This window comes from Alistipes sp. An31A (assembly GCF_002159425.1).
Lineage (GTDB): Bacteria > Bacteroidota > Bacteroidia > Bacteroidales > Rikenellaceae > Alistipes > Alistipes excrementigallinarum.
On record NZ_NFIO01000002.1, the window covers coordinates 347340 to 366356 of the forward strand.

19 protein-coding genes are annotated in these 19017 nt (G+C 63.2%); 6 read left to right on the forward strand and 13 right to left on the reverse strand.

Annotation, left to right across the window (positions count from 1 at the left end):
- Positions 1–21: 21 nt before the first annotated feature.
- A complete protein-coding gene (locus B5F90_RS03425) occupies positions 22–258 on the reverse strand; it encodes an acyl carrier protein (RefSeq protein WP_087361170.1) in 237 nt (78 codons plus the stop codon).
- 178 nt (positions 259–436) lie between these two features.
- On the opposite strand from B5F90_RS03425, the gene pepE reads away from it, so the two are divergent.
- The 3 genes from pepE to B5F90_RS03440 all read left to right on the forward strand — a co-directional run bounded on the left by pepE (position 437) and on the right by B5F90_RS03440 (position 3689).
- Complete coding sequence (gene pepE / locus B5F90_RS03430) at positions 437–1138, forward strand: dipeptidase PepE (protein ID WP_087361172.1); 702 nt, start codon at positions 437–439, stop codon at positions 1136–1138.
- A 686-nt stretch (positions 1139–1824) separates the two neighbouring features.
- Positions 1825–2193 (forward strand): YraN family protein, encoded by a 369-nt coding sequence (locus B5F90_RS03435; RefSeq protein ID WP_087361174.1) that lies wholly within the window; start codon positions 1825–1827, stop codon positions 2191–2193.
- 254 nt (positions 2194–2447) lie between these two features.
- Complete coding sequence (locus B5F90_RS03440; RefSeq protein WP_087361176.1) at positions 2448–3689, forward strand: glycosyltransferase N-terminal domain-containing protein; 1242 nt, start codon at positions 2448–2450, stop codon at positions 3687–3689.
- Between the two features lie 142 nt (positions 3690–3831).
- On the opposite strand, the gene B5F90_RS03445 is transcribed toward B5F90_RS03440, so the two are convergent.
- Positions 3832–5121 carry an L-serine ammonia-lyase, iron-sulfur-dependent, subunit alpha gene (locus B5F90_RS03445; protein ID WP_087361178.1) on the reverse strand — a complete coding sequence of 430 codons (1290 nt, stop codon included), beginning with the start codon at positions 5119–5121 and terminating at the stop codon, positions 3832–3834.
- Between the two features lie 102 nt (positions 5122–5223).
- Here B5F90_RS03445 and B5F90_RS03450 point away from each other — a divergent pair, with 102 nt between their 5' ends.
- Complete coding sequence (locus B5F90_RS03450; RefSeq protein WP_087361180.1) at positions 5224–5805, forward strand: NUDIX hydrolase; 582 nt, start codon at positions 5224–5226, stop codon at positions 5803–5805.
- Between the two features lie 83 nt (positions 5806–5888).
- On the opposite strand, the gene B5F90_RS03455 is transcribed toward B5F90_RS03450, so the two are convergent.
- On the reverse strand, positions 5889–6578 hold the full coding sequence (locus B5F90_RS03455; protein WP_087361182.1) for a SagB/ThcOx family dehydrogenase: 690 nt from the start codon (positions 6576–6578) through the stop codon (positions 5889–5891).
- Between the two features lie 159 nt (positions 6579–6737).
- Here B5F90_RS03455 and B5F90_RS03460 point away from each other — a divergent pair, with 159 nt between their 5' ends.
- Positions 6738–7574 (forward strand): 4Fe-4S binding protein, encoded by an 837-nt coding sequence (locus B5F90_RS03460; protein ID WP_087361184.1) that lies wholly within the window; start codon positions 6738–6740, stop codon positions 7572–7574.
- 92 nt (positions 7575–7666) lie between these two features.
- On the opposite strand, the gene B5F90_RS03465 is transcribed toward B5F90_RS03460, so the two are convergent.
- From B5F90_RS03465 to B5F90_RS03490, 6 genes are all read right to left on the reverse strand, one after another.
- Entirely contained in the window at positions 7667–8860 is a 1194-nt protein-coding gene (locus tag B5F90_RS03465; RefSeq protein ID WP_087361186.1) for a transglutaminase-like domain-containing protein, read from the reverse strand.
- Positions 8857–9591 carry a copper homeostasis protein CutC gene (locus tag B5F90_RS03470; protein ID WP_087361299.1) on the reverse strand — a complete coding sequence of 245 codons (735 nt, stop codon included), beginning with the start codon at positions 9589–9591 and terminating at the stop codon, positions 8857–8859. The genes B5F90_RS03465 and B5F90_RS03470 overlap by 4 nt, the downstream gene beginning before the upstream one ends.
- A 76-nt stretch (positions 9592–9667) precedes the next feature.
- Positions 9668–10243, reverse strand: a complete 576-nt coding sequence (locus tag B5F90_RS03475) for an LUD domain-containing protein (RefSeq protein WP_087361188.1) — start codon at positions 10241–10243, stop codon at positions 9668–9670.
- Positions 10236–11621, reverse strand: coding sequence for an LUD domain-containing protein (locus B5F90_RS03480; protein WP_087361190.1), 1386 nt, complete (start codon positions 11619–11621; stop codon positions 10236–10238). The genes B5F90_RS03475 and B5F90_RS03480 overlap by 8 nt, the downstream gene beginning before the upstream one ends.
- Positions 11618–12358 carry a (Fe-S)-binding protein gene (locus B5F90_RS03485; RefSeq protein WP_087361192.1) on the reverse strand — a complete coding sequence of 247 codons (741 nt, stop codon included), beginning with the start codon at positions 12356–12358 and terminating at the stop codon, positions 11618–11620. The genes B5F90_RS03480 and B5F90_RS03485 overlap by 4 nt, the downstream gene beginning before the upstream one ends.
- A gap of 449 nt (positions 12359–12807) precedes the next feature.
- Positions 12808–13245 carry an Hsp20/alpha crystallin family protein gene (locus B5F90_RS03490; protein WP_087361194.1) on the reverse strand — a complete coding sequence of 146 codons (438 nt, stop codon included), beginning with the start codon at positions 13243–13245 and terminating at the stop codon, positions 12808–12810.
- Positions 13246–13462: 217 nt separating this feature from the next.
- Here B5F90_RS03490 and B5F90_RS03495 point away from each other — a divergent pair, with 217 nt between their 5' ends.
- Positions 13463–13990, forward strand: coding sequence for a GNAT family N-acetyltransferase (locus B5F90_RS03495; RefSeq protein ID WP_087361197.1), 528 nt, complete (start codon positions 13463–13465; stop codon positions 13988–13990).
- A 225-nt stretch (positions 13991–14215) separates the two neighbouring features.
- On the opposite strand, the gene B5F90_RS03500 is transcribed toward B5F90_RS03495, so the two are convergent.
- The 4 genes from B5F90_RS03500 to B5F90_RS03515 are packed head-to-tail and all read right to left on the reverse strand — an operon-like array spanning position 14216 to position 19002.
- Complete coding sequence (locus B5F90_RS03500) at positions 14216–15100, reverse strand: discoidin domain-containing protein (RefSeq protein WP_087361199.1); 885 nt, start codon at positions 15098–15100, stop codon at positions 14216–14218.
- A 44-nt stretch (positions 15101–15144) separates the two neighbouring features.
- Positions 15145–16287, reverse strand: coding sequence for a DUF1735 and LamG domain-containing protein (locus B5F90_RS03505; RefSeq protein WP_087361202.1), 1143 nt, complete (start codon positions 16285–16287; stop codon positions 15145–15147).
- An 18-nt stretch (positions 16288–16305) separates the two neighbouring features.
- Positions 16306–17433 (reverse strand): glycoside hydrolase family 18, encoded by a 1128-nt coding sequence (locus B5F90_RS03510; RefSeq protein WP_087361204.1) that lies wholly within the window; start codon positions 17431–17433, stop codon positions 16306–16308.
- Positions 17434–17460: 27 nt separating this feature from the next.
- On the reverse strand, positions 17461–19002 hold the full coding sequence (locus tag B5F90_RS03515) for a SusD/RagB family nutrient-binding outer membrane lipoprotein (RefSeq protein WP_087361300.1): 1542 nt from the start codon (positions 19000–19002) through the stop codon (positions 17461–17463).
- Positions 19003–19017: the final 15 nt, after the last annotated feature.

Below are 19017 nucleotides of genomic sequence, written 5' to 3' on the forward strand. Positions count from 1 at the left end.
AAAATCCCTTTTCGGGGCAAATTATTTCTTGTGCTCCTCGATGTACTTGATGGCGTCGCCAACGGTCGTAATCTTCTCAGCGTCCTCGTCCGGAATCTGGATGTCGAATGCCTTCTCGAACTCCATGATGAGCTCTACGGTGTCGAGCGAGTCTGCTCCGAGGTGGTTGGTGAAGCTTGCTTCGGGCACAACTTCCGACTCCTTAACGCCGAGCTTGTCAACGATAATCTCGACAACTTTGGATTGAACTTCTGACATAACTTTAAGTTTTTAGTTAAACAATTATTACTAGAAATAGTTCACGTATTTCCAACATAATTTCGCGCAAAAGTAACATTTTTTTTATTACTTTTGACAAAAGGAGCGTTTTTTTTATTCACAACATTTTCGACATTTAGCACAATTGCATTCGCAACAAATTAAAGAACAGATTTTTATGAAATTGCTTCTCATCTCCAACTCGACCAACGCCGGCGAGGAATACCTCCGCTACCCGCTGCCCGAAATCGGCCGTTTTCTCGACGGCGTGCGTGAACTCGTCTTTGTCCCCTACGCGGCCGTGACCTTCTCCTATGCGGCCTACGAAGCCAAGGTGCAGGCGCGCCTGGCCGAGCTGGGCATCCGCGTGCGGTCGGTGCACCGCAGCAAGAACCCCGCCCGTGAAATCCGCAACGCCGAGGCCATCTGCGTGGGCGGCGGCAACACCTTCGCCCTCGCAAAAAAGATGCAGGAGCAGGGGCTCATGCAGGCAATTCTGCGCAAAATCAAGGCCGGAACGCCCTACGTCGGGTGGTCGGCCGGCAGCAACGTCGCCTGCCCCACCATCTGCACCACCAACGACATGCCCATCGTCCAGCCCGAGTCGTTCCGGGCCATCGGCGCCGTGAAGTTCCAGATTAACCCCCACTACCTCGACGCCAATCCCGAGGGACATGCCGGCGAGACGCGCGAGCAGCGCATCTTGGAGTACATCGCCGCCAATCCGCGCCGCTGGGTGGTCGGCCTGCGCGAGGGATGCATGCTGCGCTACGAGGAGGGACGCCTCGAACTGCTCGGCAAGCGTCCGATGCGGATTTTCAAACACGGACGCGACCCCTTCGAGGTCAATCCGGGCGAGGAGCTCGACTTCCTGCTGTAGGCTGAAGAGGGGCGGAGGCAAGGCTTCCGCCCCCTCTTTCTGTCGTTCCGGTCGTTTCCACCCCTTCCGCAGTCCCTGTCACAGACCTCGCCGTCGTTCCGGTCGCTTCCTTCGTCCGCGAACCTTGCCGCCGACCCCGCCTCTTCCGCCGGCCCCGACGCCCCCGGGCCATCTCCCGTCACCGCTCCGCCACCACTTCCGCCACCGCTCCGGCTCCGGCCGGAGAGAGCCGCTCAACAAGGCACCGATGCAACAGCGCCCGCAGGGTTATTCTTCCGAGCCGCCCGAACCGGGAAGAGCCCCCGGCCGATGGCTGCACCCGGCAAACGGCGCGAACGCCCGCTTGCGACAATCGCCCCACTGCCCCTACGTATTTGAGGAATGTCTCTTCCCATCCGCGGAAGCACACCTTTATTATAGGAGCTATACGGATATTATAGGAGCTATACGGAGCGTCAGCGCGGGCACCGAAACGGCCCGGGCTGCATCGGACATCGGACATCGGGCAATCGTTCCCGGTGCGGAAACGGAAGCCGACCGCGGAGCCAAAGCCCTCTGCGGAACTGGAACCGGACTGTGGAACTCCCCCCCAACTGCGGAACCGGAAGCGGAAATTTGCTTTTCGGCAAAAAAATGCCTAACTTAGAGGTGCATTTCGAACCCCACTACCCTTCCGAAAGCGCACCATGGAATCGAAAACGAGCGAAACAGGACGCCAGGGCGAACGGGCCGCCGTCGACTACCTCCGCCGAAGGGGGTACGAAATCTGCGCCCTCAACTGGCGCGAAGGGCGCTACGAGCTGGATATCGTCGCCCGCACGCCGGGCGTGCTCCACTTCGTCGAGGTGAAGACCCGCCGCGAGGGGAGCCTCACCACCCCCGAGGAGGCGATTACACCGGCCAAGTTCCGCGCGCTGAGCCACGCCGCCCGCAGCTACATGGCCGCCTACGCCGTCACGGAGGAGGTGCAGTTCGACCTGGCGGCCGTCACAATGCGTCGCGACGGAAGCTTCGACGTCCGCTTCGTCGAGCAGGCCATGGAGTACAACTGGTGACCGCACGCGCACACCCGTCCGACGGCACGGCAACACTCCGGCCGACCCTTCCGACGGCACCGCCGTGCGAATCAGGCGGATAAACGGCCGGCAATTTTGCATTTCCGCCAAAATATGCTACCTTTGCCGGACTGAAACGGTTGCTTGCGAACCGAAACCGCTCCACCCGGCCCGGATTGCCTCGGACGACGGACGAACGGAGCCCCGCACGGGAGCCAAGGGACGCAAACACAACATCGCAAACGAAGATACCGATGTGGCTCTATAATTTCGGACTCATGCTCTATGCACTGGCCATCCGGCTGGTCTCGCCGCGATACCCCAAGGCGAAGCTTTGGATTGAGGGGCGGAAAAATCTCTTCGAACGGATGGCCGACGCCATCGACCCCAAGGCGCGCATCGTCTGGATACACGTCGCCTCGCTGGGCGAATTCGAACAGGGGCGTCCCATCATCGAACGGCTCCGCAAGGAGTACCCCGAGTACAAAATCCTGCTCACCTTCTTCTCCCCTTCGGGCTACGAAATCCGCAAGAACTACAGCGGCGTGGACTACATCTTCTACCTCCCGATTGACACGCCGTCGAACGCCCGCCGCTTCCTCGACATCGCCCACCCCGAGATAGCCATCTTCGTCAAGTACGAATTCTGGATTAACCTGCTCACCGAGCTGCGCCACCGCTCGGTACGCACCTACATCGTCTCGGCCATCTTCCGCCGCAACTCGATTTTCTTCCGCCCCTACGGCAGCATCTGGCGCCAGGCGCTGGAGAGCTTCGACACGATGTTCGTCCAGAACGAGGAGTCGAAGAGCCTGCTGGCCGAACTGGGCTTCGACAACGTGGTGGTTGCGGGCGACACCCGTTTCGACCGGGTGGCCGAAATCGCCTCGGCGGCCAAACGCATCGAGATTGTCGAGCGCTTCCGCGGCGACGAGCGCCTCTTCGTGGCCGGCTCGACGTGGGGCCCCGACGAGGAGCTGCTCATCCGGCTCATGAACGACAATCCCGACGTGAAGTTCGTCATCGCCCCCCACGAGATGGACGAGGGGCGCATCGCCCGCCTGCTCGGCGAAACGCGCGGCGGAGGCATCCGCTATACGCGCTGCACGCCCCAGAGCGACTTCAAGGGGACACAGCTGCTGGTGCTCGACACGGTCGGCATCCTCTCGTCGGTCTACGGCTACGCCTCGTGGAGCTACATCGGCGGCGGATTCGGCGTGGGCATCCACAACACGCTGGAGGCCGCAACGTTCGGCCTGCCGCTGGCATTCGGGCCCAACTACCAGAAGTTCAAGGAGGCGCGCGACCTGGTGACGCTCGGTGCAGCGCAGCCCGTCACCACGTACGAGGAGCTGCGCGACTGGTTCACCCCGCTGCGCACCGACGAGGAGCTGCTGCGCAAGACGAGCCGCATCGCCAAGGACTACACCACGCGCCATCAGGGGGCCACGGGCATCATCCTCCACACGATTTTCCGCAAGAGCGGCACCCGGTAGCGCTCCGTCCGCCGGAGGGGGGGGGAAAAAAAAACAAAGTCAGCTGCGACAAAGGGCGAAAGCTACAGAGACAAACAAAACAAGGGGACTTCCATACGGGAAGTCCCCTCGCTCTTTTTCTGTCCGGAGGCACACGGGCTGCTCAGCACTTGTGCGTCATGATGTCGAGCACCAGATGGTCCGTCTCGTTCATGCCGTCGCGGCCAATGGCGGTCAGGTTGCGGATGCAGCGGTCGACATCCTCCTCGATGATGCCCTCGACGGGGGTCACGCAGTGGCCGTCCATCGCCATCATGGCCGACAGCACGGCCGTCGAGACACCGCTCGTCAGCTTCATCGCGCAGCTGGGCTTCGCCCCGTCGCATATCATGCCCGTCAGGTTGGCAATCATGTTCTTGACGGCGGCCACCACCTGCTCGTAGCTGCCCCCCATCAGATAGGTGATGCCGCAACTCGACCCCGTGGCCGCCACCACGCAGCCGCAGAGGGCCGACAGCCGGCCGAGGCTCTGCTTGATGTAAATCACCGTCAGATGGCTCAGCACCAGCGCCCGGATGGTCTGCTCCTCCGTGGCGCCACTCTCCTCGGCGTAGACCACCACGGGAAGCGTTGCGGCGATGCCCTGGTTGCCGCTCCCCGAGTTGCTCATCACGGGAATCATCGCCCCGGCCATCCGCGCGTCGCACGCCGCCGAGGTGTAGGAGAGGATGTGGCTGAAGATGCTGTCGCCCATCACCCGCCGCTCGCGTTCGCGGCGCAGCGTCTGTCCCACGCAGTGGCCGTACTCGCCCGTGAAGGCCCGCTCGGCTGCCGCCTTGTTCAGACGGCGCGTCTCGAGGATGAAGCGCACCTCGTCGAGCGGCGCCGTCATCGCAAAGTCCCAGACGCGGCGCAGCGTGAGGGGCACCTCGCCCTCCTCCGCCTCATCCGAGGCGGCGCGTCGGTTGTCGAGCAGCACCTCGCCGTCGTGCTCCACGTAGACGAAGTTCGTATGACCGCCCGCGATGACCGCCACGGCCCGGTGCCCCGAGGCTTCGACCTCGACCTCGATGTAGAGCTTCTCCGTGATGCCCTCCTTCAGACCGATGGAGATGCACTTCCAGTCGATATACTCCCGGCCACGTTCGACCGCCTCGGGCGTCGTGTCGCGAAGCACCTCCAGCTGGTACTCCGAGCGGCCGACCAATGCGCCGAGCGCAATGGCGATTGGGAGGCCTATCATGCCGCCCGTGCCGGGGATACCCACGCCCATGGCGTTCTTGAGGATGTTGGCGCTCAACCGCGCCGTGATTTTTTCGGGCAGGGAGCCCAGCGTCTCGGTGGCACGCGCCACACACAGCGCCACGGCCATCGGCTCGGTGCATCCGATGGCGGGAACCACCTCCCGCTGGATGAGCGCGATGATGCGCTGACGTTCGGACTGAGGAATCATACGGTGTGTTTTTCAGGTTGGTGGGCCGGACCGCGTCCGGCATTCATACAAACAAAGATAGGAAATTTTCCGTATCTTCGCACCACACCCTGCGACACACCGATGAAAAAGCCCGAAAACCGACCCTGGAAGGTCATCACCAGCGAATACCTCGCCCGCCTTCCCTGGTACACCGTACGCCACGAATGCGTCGAACTGCCCAACGGACGCCGCATCCCCGACTACTACGTCTTCGAATACCCCGACTGGGTGAACGTCATTGCCATCACGCCCCGGCGCGAGTTTGTCTTCGTGAGCCAGTACCGCCACGCCCTGGGCGAGACGGACTACGAACTGGTGGCCGGCGTGAGCGAGCCGACGGACGCCTCGATGCTGGAGACCGCCCGGCGCGAGCTGCTCGAGGAGAGCGGCTACGGCGGCGGGCAGTGGCGCGAGCTGATGGTCATCGCCCCCAACCCCGCCACGCAGAACAACCTGACCCACTGCTTCGTGGCCGAGGGGGTCGAGCGCATCGGCGAGCAGCACCCCGATGCGACGGAGGATCTCAGCGTGCACCTCTTCACCGAGGCCGAGGTGCGCGAACTGCTCGACGAGGGGGCCATCCGCCAGGCGCTCATGGCGGCACCGCTGTGGCGCTACTTCTGCGAGTTGGGCGAGCAGCGCTGCGCCGCCGCAAGGCGATAGCAGAGGAGCGGTCGGCAGCACAAAACAGACGAGGAGCACCCCGAAAGAGGCGCTCCTCGTCTTGTTTACGTCAATGTGGACTGCTACCTGCCCACGCTCTGGGCCAGTGCGAAGCAGTAGCGCGCCGGGTCGAGCTCCAGCACCGAGAGCAGCTCGGGCGAGACGCTGCCGCGCGTAATCGAACGCAGGCCGTGGCCCGCCGTATAGAGGTTGACATTCTCGGCATAGCCGGCGGCATCCTGACCGCAGAGGTAGTACTGATGCTCCTCCGGGATGTTGCGCCCCTCGTAGACCGAGCGGTCGCCCACATAGACCAAATTGAGCGGTGCCGTCTCGACGAAGGGCTGCGCTCCCGACACCTTGCGGAAGTCACCCTCCTTGACGCGCACCAGCCGGTGCGCCTTGGCATCGTAGAGGTAGATGCCCTCGGCAAAGAAGGCATAGACGCGCAGCGGATAGAGACCGAGCGCCGAGGGGGCGGTCAGATGGTCGTTCTCAGGACGGTTGATGCCCGCAGCAGCCCACAGCACACCCGACAGCTCCTCGAGCGAGAGGGCTTCGGGGGCATATTCACGCCACGAGCGGCGGTTCTGCAGCGCCTCGTTGATGGTGAGGCCGCCCTTCAGTTCGGGCTTCACGAGGGCAATCGTCTCGGCCATCTCCACCGGAGTACGCACCTCTTCGGGTGCCGTCCCGGAGGCGGCGTTGCCGGCGGAACGCGGGCCGCACGACACGAAGAGTGCCGCTACGGCCAAAGCAAGAAGTTCTTTCATACGTTTTTCGAGTATTGAGGTTCTCCAGCAAAGATACGAATTTCATCCGTTTTCTCGCCTTCGCGGCGTTTTTTTTCGCCGGAACGGGAAATCGCCGCACCTGCAGCGGCCGGCTTCCCTCCAAAAAGGCTACCTTTGCATCAACGACACACAAACGACATGAAACCCGACAAGCTCGTCACCCTCTATTTCTCACCCACCGGCACCTCGCGGCGCATCGCCGAGGCCATCGCCGGCGGAATCCGCACGGCGGAGGAGCCCGCACCCCGCTGCTGCGACATCACCTTCGGCGCCGCTCCCGCCACGGAGCTCGACGCCGACGCTCTGCTCGTCGTCTCCGTTCCGGTCTATGGCGGGCACCCCGCACCGCTGGCGCTCGAGCGCATGGCGGCACTCCGCGGCCACGACACCCCCGCCGTCGCGGTGGTCCTCTACGGCAACCGCGCCTTCGACCATGCCCTCCGCGAACTCGACGCCTTCCTTGCCCAGCGGGGCTTCCGCACCGTAGCGGCAGGGGCCTTCATCGGCGAGCACTCCTACTCCTCGCCCGCCACGCCCATCGCCGCCGGGCGTCCCGACGACCGCGACCTGGGCGAAGCCCGGCTCTTCGGCGAGCGCATCCACGCTAAGCTCTCCGGTGCAGGGGCCGCATCCGTCGACGTCGCACGGCTCCGCACGCCCCACACCCCGCTGCTGCCGCTGCTGCGCTTCATCGCCTTTGCCCTCAGCTACCTCCGCCGCCAGAAGCGGCACCCCGTCGTGCTGCTTCCCCGAACCGACGCCGCACGCTGCATCCACTGCGGCCGCTGCGCCACAGGCTGCCCTACGGGGGCCATCACCCGCGGCCGCGAGGAGGAGACCGACCCTTCGCGCTGCATCCGCTGCTGCGCCTGCGTGAAGGGATGCCCCGTCGGAGCCCGCAGCTTCGAGACCCCCTTCGCCGCCGCACTTGCCCGCAGCTTCGGACGGCCGAAGCCCAACGTCACGCTGCTCTGAGACGCCGGCACGAGGCGCCGCAAACGCCGTAAAAAAGGGAGGCCCGCACGATGCGGAGCCTCCCTTTATCGTTGGCAGCCGGTGACTGCACGCTACTCCCAGTAGCCGTCGACGGTCATCGGAGCGTCGCCCACCTCAACCTTCATCTCGACCGGACGGTCGGCGCCGTTCGTATAGCGGAAGAGGTAGCTGTGGTTCTTCTCGAGCAGGAACTTCAGCACGTCGTTCATGTCCTGCGTCGGGCCTGCGGTCCGGCCGCCGCCCACCTGCAGCCCGTCGGCGTTGAAGACGTCGACGTTGGCCGCCACGCGGTCACCCGACTCCGCGGCGTGGCGCGCATCGCGGAACATGCGGAACGAGACCCACACGTGCGTTCCCTGCTTCACCTGCTCGCTCTCGCGCGAGGCGCTCAGGTCGATGTAGCGCTGCGAAACATTCACCGCATGCACCTCGCGCGACGACTCGCTCCACACCATGGGGAACCAGTCGCCCGTCGGACGGAACGAGACGGCATAGACGGCATGCGCACGGTCGTCGGGCGAAGCCTTGCCGGCGTCGGCGAGGAACCACGCCTCGTTGAGCCCCGCATAGTAATACTCGGCAAAGTGCCACTCGCCGTCGAGCCACACCTCGGTCCAGCTGTGGTTGCCGCGGTTGTCGTGCCAGGCTGCCGTGCCGGCAAAGCGCGCCGGTACGCCCACCGCACGCAGCGCATCGACCAGCAGCACCGAGAGCCCCGTGCAGGAGGCCATGTGCTGGCGCATCGATTCGGCGGGGCTCTGGTTGGTCTTCTCGCGCAGGGTGTTGTAGTCGACCTGCACCTCGTCGCGCAGGCTGCGGTTGACCGCCTCGAAGGCCTCGCGCAGGGTCTTACAGCCGGCCACGCGGGGAGCGAAGCGCCGGTAGAAGTCGGCGCGCCAACTGTCGCGCACCTCGTCGACGGCCGCATAGGGAAGCACCTCGTTCAGGAAAATCGAGTCGGGCAGCTTCTGCGCCCACTCAAACTCGCTCCGCGCCCGGCAGGCGTAGTGCACATCCTCGCGCAGCAGGTCGAGCGACATCGTGTCGCGGTCGCCCCGCGGCATCCAGGCAATCAGGTAGGCCATCGCCTCGCGCTCTTCACAGGGCGTGTCGCTCAGCAACGCACGCAGCGAGTCGGCACGCGGCGTCTCTTCGAACGCCGCATCGAGCAGCGGGACGTAGGAGGCGGGAACACCCCGTCCGTAGGGATTCGGCGTACAGGCGCAGAGCACGACGCCGAGCAGCAGGAGCAGTTGTCTTTTCATGGTTCAAGTTGGGTTAGTATCTGACGGACGAGCTCTTCGTCCGCATCGGTTACCACATATTCGGGCACCTCGGCGCAGCCCCCCATCGAGACGGCAGGGTTGCGGTAGCGCATCGCGCTCTCGCGGCTGCGGCGGGCGCTGAAGTGTAGGGCATCGACCCCCGTTGCGGCCAGCAGGCGGGCATTCGAGGCGTTGACGCCGCTGCCGGCCATGACCTCGATGCGGCCGGCCGCCCGGGCGACCAGCGCACGCAGCTGCTCGATGCCTTCGAGCGCCGTATTGCGGCCTCCCGAGGTGAGCACGCGGCGGCAGCCGCAGGCGATGAGCGCCTCGAGCGCCCGCTGCGGGTCGCGCACCATGTCGAATGCGCGGTGGAAGGTCACCTCGAGGGGTCCCGCCTCGCGCACCAGGCAGGTCGTACGCTCCACGTCGACCTCGCCGTCGGCCGTCAGCAGCCCCAGCACCACACCGTCGGCTCCGCACTCGCGGGCGAAGCGTATCTCGGCGGCCATCAGCTCGACCTCGTCGTCGGTATAGAGAAAATCGCCGCCGCGCGGGCGAATCATCACGCTCAGCCGCACGCCCCCGAGCGAACGGGCGTAGCGCAGCAGTGCGGCCGAGGGGGTGGTGCCCCCCTCGAGCGGGGCGGAGCAGAGTTCGATGCGCGACACGCCGCAGCGGCGGGCCACGTCGCACGCCGCACGCGTATAGGCACACAGTTCGGTTGTAATCATCGGAAAAAGGGTTGGCGGTATTCGGTCGATAAAGGTACGAAAAGCGCGCGAGAAATCCAATCCGCGCGGCGCACTACCGCAGCAGCACCGTCACCGACATGGGGCCGTGGGCGCCGAAAACCAGCGCCTGCTCGATGTCGGCCGTCTTCGAAGGACCCGAGACGAAGCAGCCGTAGTCGAAGTCGGCCACCTCGGGCCGCACGACCGCCTCGTGCATCGTATCGACCAGCGCGTCGCGCGGAATGACGATGAGCAGCGCCGTGGCACCGAAGTAGAGCGCCTTGTGGCGGATGTTCTGGCGAATCCATACGGCACCGTTCTCGGCCACGCCGAAGCAACCCTCGACAACGGCCAGCTCGACGTCGACCAGCGAGCGGGCATCCTCCGCCTCGTCGGGATTCATCGTCGCTCCGGCATCGGGCATCGTCGAGGCAATCTGCCGCACCTCGGGATAGCAGCGGCGCACGGCAGCGGCGAGCGATTCACCCTCCTCGACCCATACGGCCCGGCCCCCGGCAGCGGCGAGCCGCTCGGCGAAGGTGGCCGCACGGTCGTCGAAACGCTGCGGCGTGAAGTCAAACTGGGGATAGGGGTATTCGGGCATGCCGTCACGGGCGATGCGCTCGAGAATCTTCGCTTTGCTATTCATGGTCGGTCGTTTTTTCGATTCCGCCCCGCTTCCAGAGGGCATTGAAGGTATGGGGTGCGAAACGGGGCATGGCACGTCCCGGAGCACACCAGGGATTCAACCCGTTGTCGAGCATCCACGCCGGGAGGTGTTCGGCCACGCGAGCCAGCGCAATGCCGCCGTAGAAGCAGCGCGGCGAGCGCATGATGACATCCATCACCTTGACGGCCGCCTTCTTGGCGGGGTCGGCCAGATGGTCGCGGTCGAGCTGCTGGCGCCAGAGGTAGATTTGTTCGCCCAGGTCGATTTTCGCCGGGCAGACGTGCGAGCAGGAGTAGCAGAGCGAGCAGGCCGAGACGTTGCCGTGGTGGAGCTTGGGCGAGCGCAGCATCGAGAGGTTGATGCCCAGCGGTCCGGGGATGAAGTAGGAGTAGGAGTATCCGCCCGAACGGCGATAGACCGGGCAGGTGTTCATGCAGGCGCCGCAGCGCAGGCACTTGAGCATGTTGCGGTGCGCCTCGTTGGCCAGCCACTCCGTACGGCCGTTGTCGACGATGATGACGTGGATGCGCTTGCCGGGGGCGGGACGGCGGTAGAGCGAGGTGTAGGTGGTCACGGGCTGTCCCGTACCCGAACGGGCCAGCAGCCGCGTGAAGACGCCCAGCGACCGCATGTCGGGAATCACCTTCTCGAGCCCCATGATGGCGATGTGCAGGTCGCAGAACGAGGTGCCCAGGTCGGCATTGCCCTCGTTCGTGCAGACGGCCAGGGCGCCCGTCTCGGCGACGGCGAAGTTGACGCCCGTCATCGAGATGTCGGCCCCGAGGAACTTGGCGCGCAGGTTGCGCCGCGCCGCATGGGTCAGGTAGGTCGGGTCGCTGTTGCCCGGTTCGGTGCCCATCTCGCGGGTGAAGAGCGCGCCGACCTCCTCGCGCCGCACGCCGATGGCCGGCAGCACGATGTGGCTCGGGGGAAGCTTCAGAAGCTGCATGATGCGCTCGCCCAGGTCGCTCTCGACGGCATCGACCCCGCGCTCGCGCAGGTAGGGGGTCAGGCCGCACTCCTCCGAGAGCATCGACTTGCTCTTGATGAGGTTCTGCCCGCCGTGCTCCTGGACCAGGCGCCACACCGTGGCGTTCATCTCGGCGGCATCCTCGGCCCAGTGGACCTCGATGCCGTTGGCCGTGGCGTTGCGCTCGAAGAGTTCGAGGTAGTGGCCCAGACGGCTGAGCGTATGTCGTTTGATGGCGGATGCCGTCTCGCGCAGCGACTCCCACTCGGGAACCGAATGCGCCATCCGGTCGCGCTTTTCGCGCACGGCGTAAAGCGCCCGGTCGTGCCACGCCATGCGTTCGGCGTCGGCTACGAACCGCTTTGCTGCTTTGGAATGGCTGCTCATGAGTGCGAATTGAGAATTTCGACAATGTGGATGGTCTTCACGGGGAGCTTCTCGTGGTCGATGACCCCCTGCATGTGCATCAGGCAGGAGGAGTCGGCGCCCGTGATGTATTCGGCGCCCGTTGACATGTGGTCGCGCACCTTGTCGCGTCCCATGGCGCACGACACGGCGTTCTCCTCGACGGAGAACATGCCGCCGAAGCCGCAGCACTCGTCGCGCCGCGCGGGTTCGCGGACCTCGATGCCGTCGACCATCTCGAGCAGGTCGCGCAACTTCGAGAGGTAGGGCTCGTGCCGCTCGCTGGGCGACGAAAGGCCCAGCCGGCGCACGCCGTGGCAGGAGTTGTGGAGGCTCACCCGGTGGGGGAAGCGGGCGTCGAGCCGCTCGGGGCGGACGACGTCGTGGATGAATTCGCAGATTTCCCAGATGCGCGAATCGACGCAGGCATGCTCGTCGTAGTGCTCCAGCAGCCGGGGATAACCCTCCTTGACGAAGACCACACAGCTGGCCGAGGGGGCCACCACGTAGTCGAAGCGTGCGAAGAGGTCGTTCATCCGTTCAGCCAGCGGTTTGGCATCCTGCTCGAACCCGGCGTTGGCCATCGGCTGGCCGCAGCAGGTCTGGTCGAGCGGATACTCCACGTCGCACCCCAGCCGAACGAGCAGCTCGTAGGAGGCGCGCGCCACCTGAGGGTAGAGCGCGTTGATATAACAGGGGATAAAGAGTCCGACTTTCATCGATTGTTCTTTGTAATGTTACGGATATGTTTGTCTGTATGGCGCAAAAACCGGCCTCAAAGATAGCGTAAATTGCGCCAACTTGGTATCGAACGGCCCGATTTTCGCCGTTGCCGGTCGATTTTTCCCGGCACTGCGCCGCCATCGGAAGCAACCGTCGGGCACGGGCGCCGGATGCCGCAGGAGCGCTTCCGGCCGAAGCGCGCCAGGCGGTCGACATCCCCGCCGCCGCGCTCAATTCCGCCCCCGGTGCACCACCCCGCTACCCCGAGGCGGCAATGAGTCGGTTCGTGCCCCAGCCCAACTCCGCAGCGACCTCCCCCTCCTCCGGCCCGGTCCGCATCGACAAAGGCGCGGCAACCGCCCGCTCCCGGTCCGGCCCCGCAGGGCACAAAAAAAGGGAGAATCCCCTTGCAGGAATTCTCCCTCGTTCGGCTTGGCTGCGACGATTATTTGATTTCGATGCGACGCGATGCAGGAGCCTTCTCCTCGACCTTCTTCTTGGGAATGTCGATGGTCATCACTCCGTGCTCGACCTTGGCCGAAATCTTCTCGGTCTCGACGTTGTCAGGCAGCAACAGGCTCTGCTGGAAGCGGCTGTACGAGAACTCGCGACGCAGGTAGGTACCCTTCTTCTTGGGATCCTCCTCCTTCTCCTCGTTCTTCTTCTCCATCGAGATGACCAGCTCGTTGTCGGGGTTGACGTCGACATGGAAGTCTTCCTTGGTCATGCCCGGCGCTGCCACCTCAATGCGGAACTCGTCCTCATTCTCGATGATGTTGACGGCCGGAGAGGTCGTGTTGCGCTTCTCAAGCCACTCATTGTCGAAGAAATCATTGAAAATACTCGGCAACCAATTCTGATTGTTACGTCTTGCAGGTACCATAGTTTTGTCCTCCTATTTATTTTAGTTCAACATTTGCTTTTTTGGACCCGCCCCTTTCGGAGCGGCTTCGCCCCCAATATGGTCAAATGCCGTGCCAGAAGGCCAAAGCGCACAGTGTGTCACAAATTGTCACAAAAGCGGACGATTCGTCATGACAAAGGGAGACTCTGCACGCCATTTCGTCGCAACTTGGCCGAAGAATCGCTACCTTTGCGGCATGACACACGACCAACTTCTGTTCCGGCCCGCCGCGGAGGCCGACCTCGGGCGCATCATGGAGATTATCCGCGCGGCGCAGGCCCGCATGCGGGCCCGCGGGAGCAGCCAGTGGCAGAACGGCTACCCCGCTGCGACGGACATCCGGCGCGACATCGAGCGGGGCTACGGCCATCTGCTTGCGGAGGCGGAGACGGGGCTCACGGTGGCCTACGGCGCCGTGCTCTTCGAGGGCGAACCGGCCTACGAGGCCATCGAGGGGCGGTGGCTGACCACAGGCCCCTACGTCATGGTCCACCGGCTGGCCGTGGCCGAGGAGCGGCTCCGACAGGGCGTGGCGCGCCGGTTCATGCAGCGCGTCGAGGCACTGGCCCTCACGCGCGGCATCGGCAGCTTCCGCGTCGACACCAACTTCGACAACGCCGGCATGCTCGCACTGCTCGCCGAGGCGGGATTCGTCCGCTGCGGCGAAATCCGCTACGGAGCGGAGCACCGCGAAGCCTTTGAGAAGGTGCTGCGCCGACAATAGCCGCCCCCCCACACCAACAGCCGCCTTCCTTGCCGTCAGACAGGGCGCCAAGGCCCCAAACAGGCGATTCTGCCGCCGCTGCCGCCTCCGGCCGTCGCTTCCTGCCGCCACGGTGCAGAGGTCGTACAACAGCCCCATACGGCCGCCTGCGGGGCACCTGCAGGGTAACAAAAAAGGAACCGTCTCCCGTTCGGAAGGCGGCTCCTTGAATGAATGCCCGATTGGCTACTGGGCCTCGTAGAGGAACATGCCGGTGATGTCCGTGCGCGAATTCGGAGCAAGAGCCGTATAACGGAGGTAGCGGCACGTCACGGGCTCGATGAAGCTCCAGTTCTGCGTTCCGCCCCAGACGTCAAGCACACCGTGGCTCGTCCAGTTCGTCCCGTCGGCCGAGGTCTCCACCTCAATCTGCGTGGGAGCGAAGGCCGAAGCCCAATGGGTGGTCTTGGCACCGATGAGGGTGTGGGTTGCCGCCATGTCGACCATCACCCACCAGGGTGCGGAGTTCGAAGCCACATCGCCGCCGGCCGTGCCCTTCAATACGTTGGCGTCACCCTCGATGCCATCCATCTTCGAGCATACCCAGTTCGTACGGTCAATCTGCTTGGGGTTGGCCGGAGCCTCGGCCTTGAGATTCAGATAGGCGTTCTTCGTGATGTCGAGCGTCAGCAGATTCTGACGCCCCAGCTCCACGCCGGGGGTCTGCGCAAGGGAGACGGCAATCGAATACTCCGCCTTGTCGCGCATATCGGCGGCAAAGCTCCAGTCGGAAACGGAGAGTGTCACGGGAGCCGAGACAAGCTCGCCGGCCGGAACGGTCACCTCCTGTTTCGAAAGGGCAACCGCATTTTCAGGCAGCGTCTCACTGGCAACAACATCAAACGAGAAGGTCAGGTCCTTCGCCGCGGCCTTGTTCAGGCCGACGCTGAAGACCAGCGACGCGTCGCCCGTGATGCCCGCAGCCGTATGGCTGAGCGTCACCGACTTGTCGAGGATACCAAGATGCTCAGGCACCAGGTAAGCGTATGTTTCAAACCACGAGGTGTCCCCTTCGTCGTCGCTGCAGGCCGCAGCCCCCACACCGAGGAGGGCTACAGCTGCAAACGCCATGTATTTCTTTCATATCCGTTTTCAATTTACATTACCGTTAATGACTATTTGCCGTCGAAACGCTGGTTCTCACGCCACGTCAGCGGAGCGCTGGCATGGGCATGACGACCGTTCGAGGTGCAGTCGCTGCAGATGTCGCCGCTGCCCTCGTCCATGCGCCAGTAACCCACCATGTCGTCGGTCGGCGCAATCGAATAGTAGCGGTTCGACTCAATCTGGCTGGCCGAGATGCACTTCTTCCAGAAGCGGACCTGCGCCATCATGCAATGGTTGCGGAAGTAGGTGGCACCCGAGCATACCATCTGGAGGTAGTCCACGGGAACCGAACCGCCCTTGGTCTGGAGCGTCACATCCTTCACACCGTTGACATAAATCGTCAGCAGACCGGCCGTATCGAAGGTAATGGCCACATGCGTCCACGTCTCGGGCGTGAAGTGCGATACGGTATTCACCTGCGTGCCGAGCGTCTTGATTTGCAGCAGGTCGAAGTCAATCATCGCATCGCCGAAGCGGATGTAGATGTCGTTCGAATCGAAGAGCGCCTGGTTGTTGATGGCAAAGCCGTCCATCCATACCCAGAATTCGAGCGACCACTCGTTGAGGCTGAGTCCCCAGTTGCGGGCCATCTCGCCGCTTCCGTCAAGCGGCTCGCACTTGAGGTGCGACGTGTAGTCCATGTAGGGAACCGACTGGACAAGAGGCTGGTCGCAGAGCACCAGGTACTTCGACGAAGAGGGCAGCGAGTTCATCTGCGGCGAAACGACCTTGAGCGGCAGGGCATACTGGGCGCCATCCTCCGCCTCGAAGGGCTTCACCGTGATGACCATCGCGTCACCGCTGGTGAATCCGGCCTGGATGACACCCTCGGCCGGCATCTCATAGTACTCGGCCGGAAGCACCTGATAGCTGCTTGCATTGGCCGCATTGTAGGTTTCGAGCAGCGTCGGGTCAATCTCCAGCTTCACCGTGACATCCGACGAGAGCGGACGCGAAAGCGACGGGGTAAGCGTCACCGTCACATCCTCGGCATCGACCGTAATCTTGCTCGACGTGAGGCCCTTGGAGCTGAATGCCTCCTTGATGTAGAGCCCGTTGTCAATCGTATCGTAATTGGCATCTTCGCACCCCGTACCCAGCACGGCCGCCAGGCAGAGGGCTAATCCGATATAGATTCTGTTCTTTTTCATAACCTTTTGCTCGCTTTGTTATTTCATGGGAGGATTCATGATGGCCGAAGCCTCACGCAGATAGGGGTACTCAATCGAGTGGCCGGCAAGACTGTACTCATACTCCATGTGGTAGGTTCCGACACCGCCCTTGCGGTAGCCGTACTGCGACTCCCACATGGCCATGCCCTTGAGCGAATTGACCGTCTGGCCGTCGCGCGTGGTGTGGGTCACACCGCCGTCGGCAGCGTAGCTCTCGAAGTTCTCGCACCAAATCAACCGCTCGGTCACCATCTGCTTGAGCGCCTCGTCGTCCCCGACCTCAAGACCCCGGAGCAGCTTCTCGTAGCGGGAGTCCAGATTCGAGTAGGAGTAGCAGGCGTAGGCCTGGATGATGTAGTAGTCGAAGTAGTCGCGCGCATCGGGATGCATGTTCTGCGGTTCGCCGTCGATGACCAGCAGGCGGTCCGTTCCCGATTTGGGTCCGAGGTACTTGCCCAGCTCCTTGACGAAGGTCAGGAAGTTCGTGCGCTGGCGGTTCGTTTCGGGGTCGCCCGAGTCGCCGAGGTACGGACCGGCAATGTTGCCCGGCGAACCGTAGTTGGCCTCGTAGTCGAAGTCGAAGCCGTCCCAGTCGTACTTGTCAATCGTATCGACAATCGACTTTGCATATTTGGCGATGGCGGCATCGATGGCGGCCTGGTCGCCGTCCACCCAGCCCCAGAAGTCCTTCACCGCCGCATCCTCGCTGGCAAAGCCGTTGGCCTGCCAGTTGTCGCGCACCGACTGGGGAGTCGTCTGGTCACCGCAGTTGGCCACGATGAAGCAGATGGTCACACGCGTGCCCTTCTTGCTCTTCACTTCGCGCTTGTCGGCCCACTTCTCGGGCGAAAGGCCATACCAGTTGCCCCACATCGAGACGAAATCGACGCTGTCGGGCAGACCCATCAGACAGTTGACGGGCGACGCACCCTGACCGGTCCAGTTGCCGAACCAGCCGAAGGTCACCGAATGGTCGGTCTTCTTCCACTCGCGCAGCTGCTCGTAATACTCGGCGGGGCGAGGTTCGAAGTAGTTGTTGGGCTCCGCTTCGGTCCAGTCGCTGCAGCCCGCCACAAGCGCCGCGGCAAATGCCAGGATGCCCAGATTCAATATCTTCTTTTTCATAGTCTTGTTCGAATCTAAGGTTTATACTCAATTCTTCTTGGCCCACCACAGGTCGGTGTTGTCCGAATCCTGACCGTTGCTCAGCATGCCGACGGCCGCCGTCACGTTCGCGTTGTTGGTCTGGTACTCCGAGAGCGAGAAGCGCAGACGGCGCTGCTGGCGCTCGTTGGTCACGCCCTGCGTCGACTGGTTGTTGTAGGCCGGGAAGAGGTAGGGATAACCCGTGCGACGGAAGTCGCACCACCCTTCGAGTCCGTTGGGGAAGTTGGCAATCCACTTCTGGGTGATAATCTGCTCGAGGTGCTCCTCGTTGGACGAAACGGCGCTCCAGGCAATGGGTATCGTACTGCGGTTATTGTAGTTGTAGGCGCTGTTCTTCGGGTCGACGTAGTTGCCCGGCTTGGCCGTGCTGTTGGCGATGTAGTCCTCGGCACCCTGGGCTCCCACCTCGGAGAAGGCCAGACGGATACCCTCCTCATACCAGTGCTGTGCCGTGCCGCCCATGTCCCAGCCCAGCAGCGCACCCTCGGCACGCAGGAAGGCCACCTCGGCGGCAACGAAGAAGGGGATGGGGGTGGTCGAGGTTACGTTCCACTGGGAGTACTCGGCAAAGTCGGCCTTGTTGGCGCCGGCGATGCCCGAACGCACGCCGATGTAGCCGGAGGTGTCGGCAACGGTAGCCTCGGTGAAGAGCTTCTCGCGACGCGGGTCCTCGTAGCCGTTCATGTAGGCGGTGATGGAGGCATTCAGACGAGCCTCGCCCCAGCCCGTACCCACCTGGTAGAAACCGTTCGGGAAACGACCGTTGAGGTTGTCATAAGCGCTGTCGCTGTTCGAGGTCATCACGCCAATGGGATGGTTGATGGCCGACAGGGCCTGCTGCTTGGCGTACTCGGCATCGACGCCCGAGATGCGGATGGCCATGCGCAGCTTGAGCGAATTGGCGAACTTGACCCACTTCTCATAGTCACCGTTGTAGACACGGTCGTAGCCCGACATCGGACGGTAGTTGGGGTCGATGGCGTTGGAGAGCTCGGCGATGGCGAAATCCAGGTCGTCGAACATCTTGTGCCAGGCCGTCTTCTCGTCGTCGTAGGGGACGGCATACTTGCCGTTGGTCACCTGCGAATAGGGCAGCGGGCCCTGGAGGTTGAGCACATACTGCATCACGGCCACGCGGTGCAGCACCGCCAGCGCATAGTACTGGCCCTGCTTCTCGGTGTAGTTCTCCACCTGGAAATAGGAGGGATAGAACTTGGTGTAATACCAGTCGACGGTCCACTTGTTCCAGTCGTCGTCGATGTTCCAGGTCGAATAGAGCGTCGAACGCGACCAGCTGTGCGGCGCGGTGATGTATCCGCCGAAACAGGCCCAGAAGGTAGCGTTCCGCTGGTAGGGGTTCTCTTCGGGCGACGCGAAGCAGTCCTGCATCTCCGCGAAGAACTGACGGACGTCGAGCGTCGTCGGTTCGTAGGGGTTGGTGTTGTATTCGTCGAAGTTGCTGGTACATCCGGCTAAGGCAAGCGGCAGCAAAGCAACGCCTACAATATATTTCAATACCTTTTTCATAATCGGGAACATTTT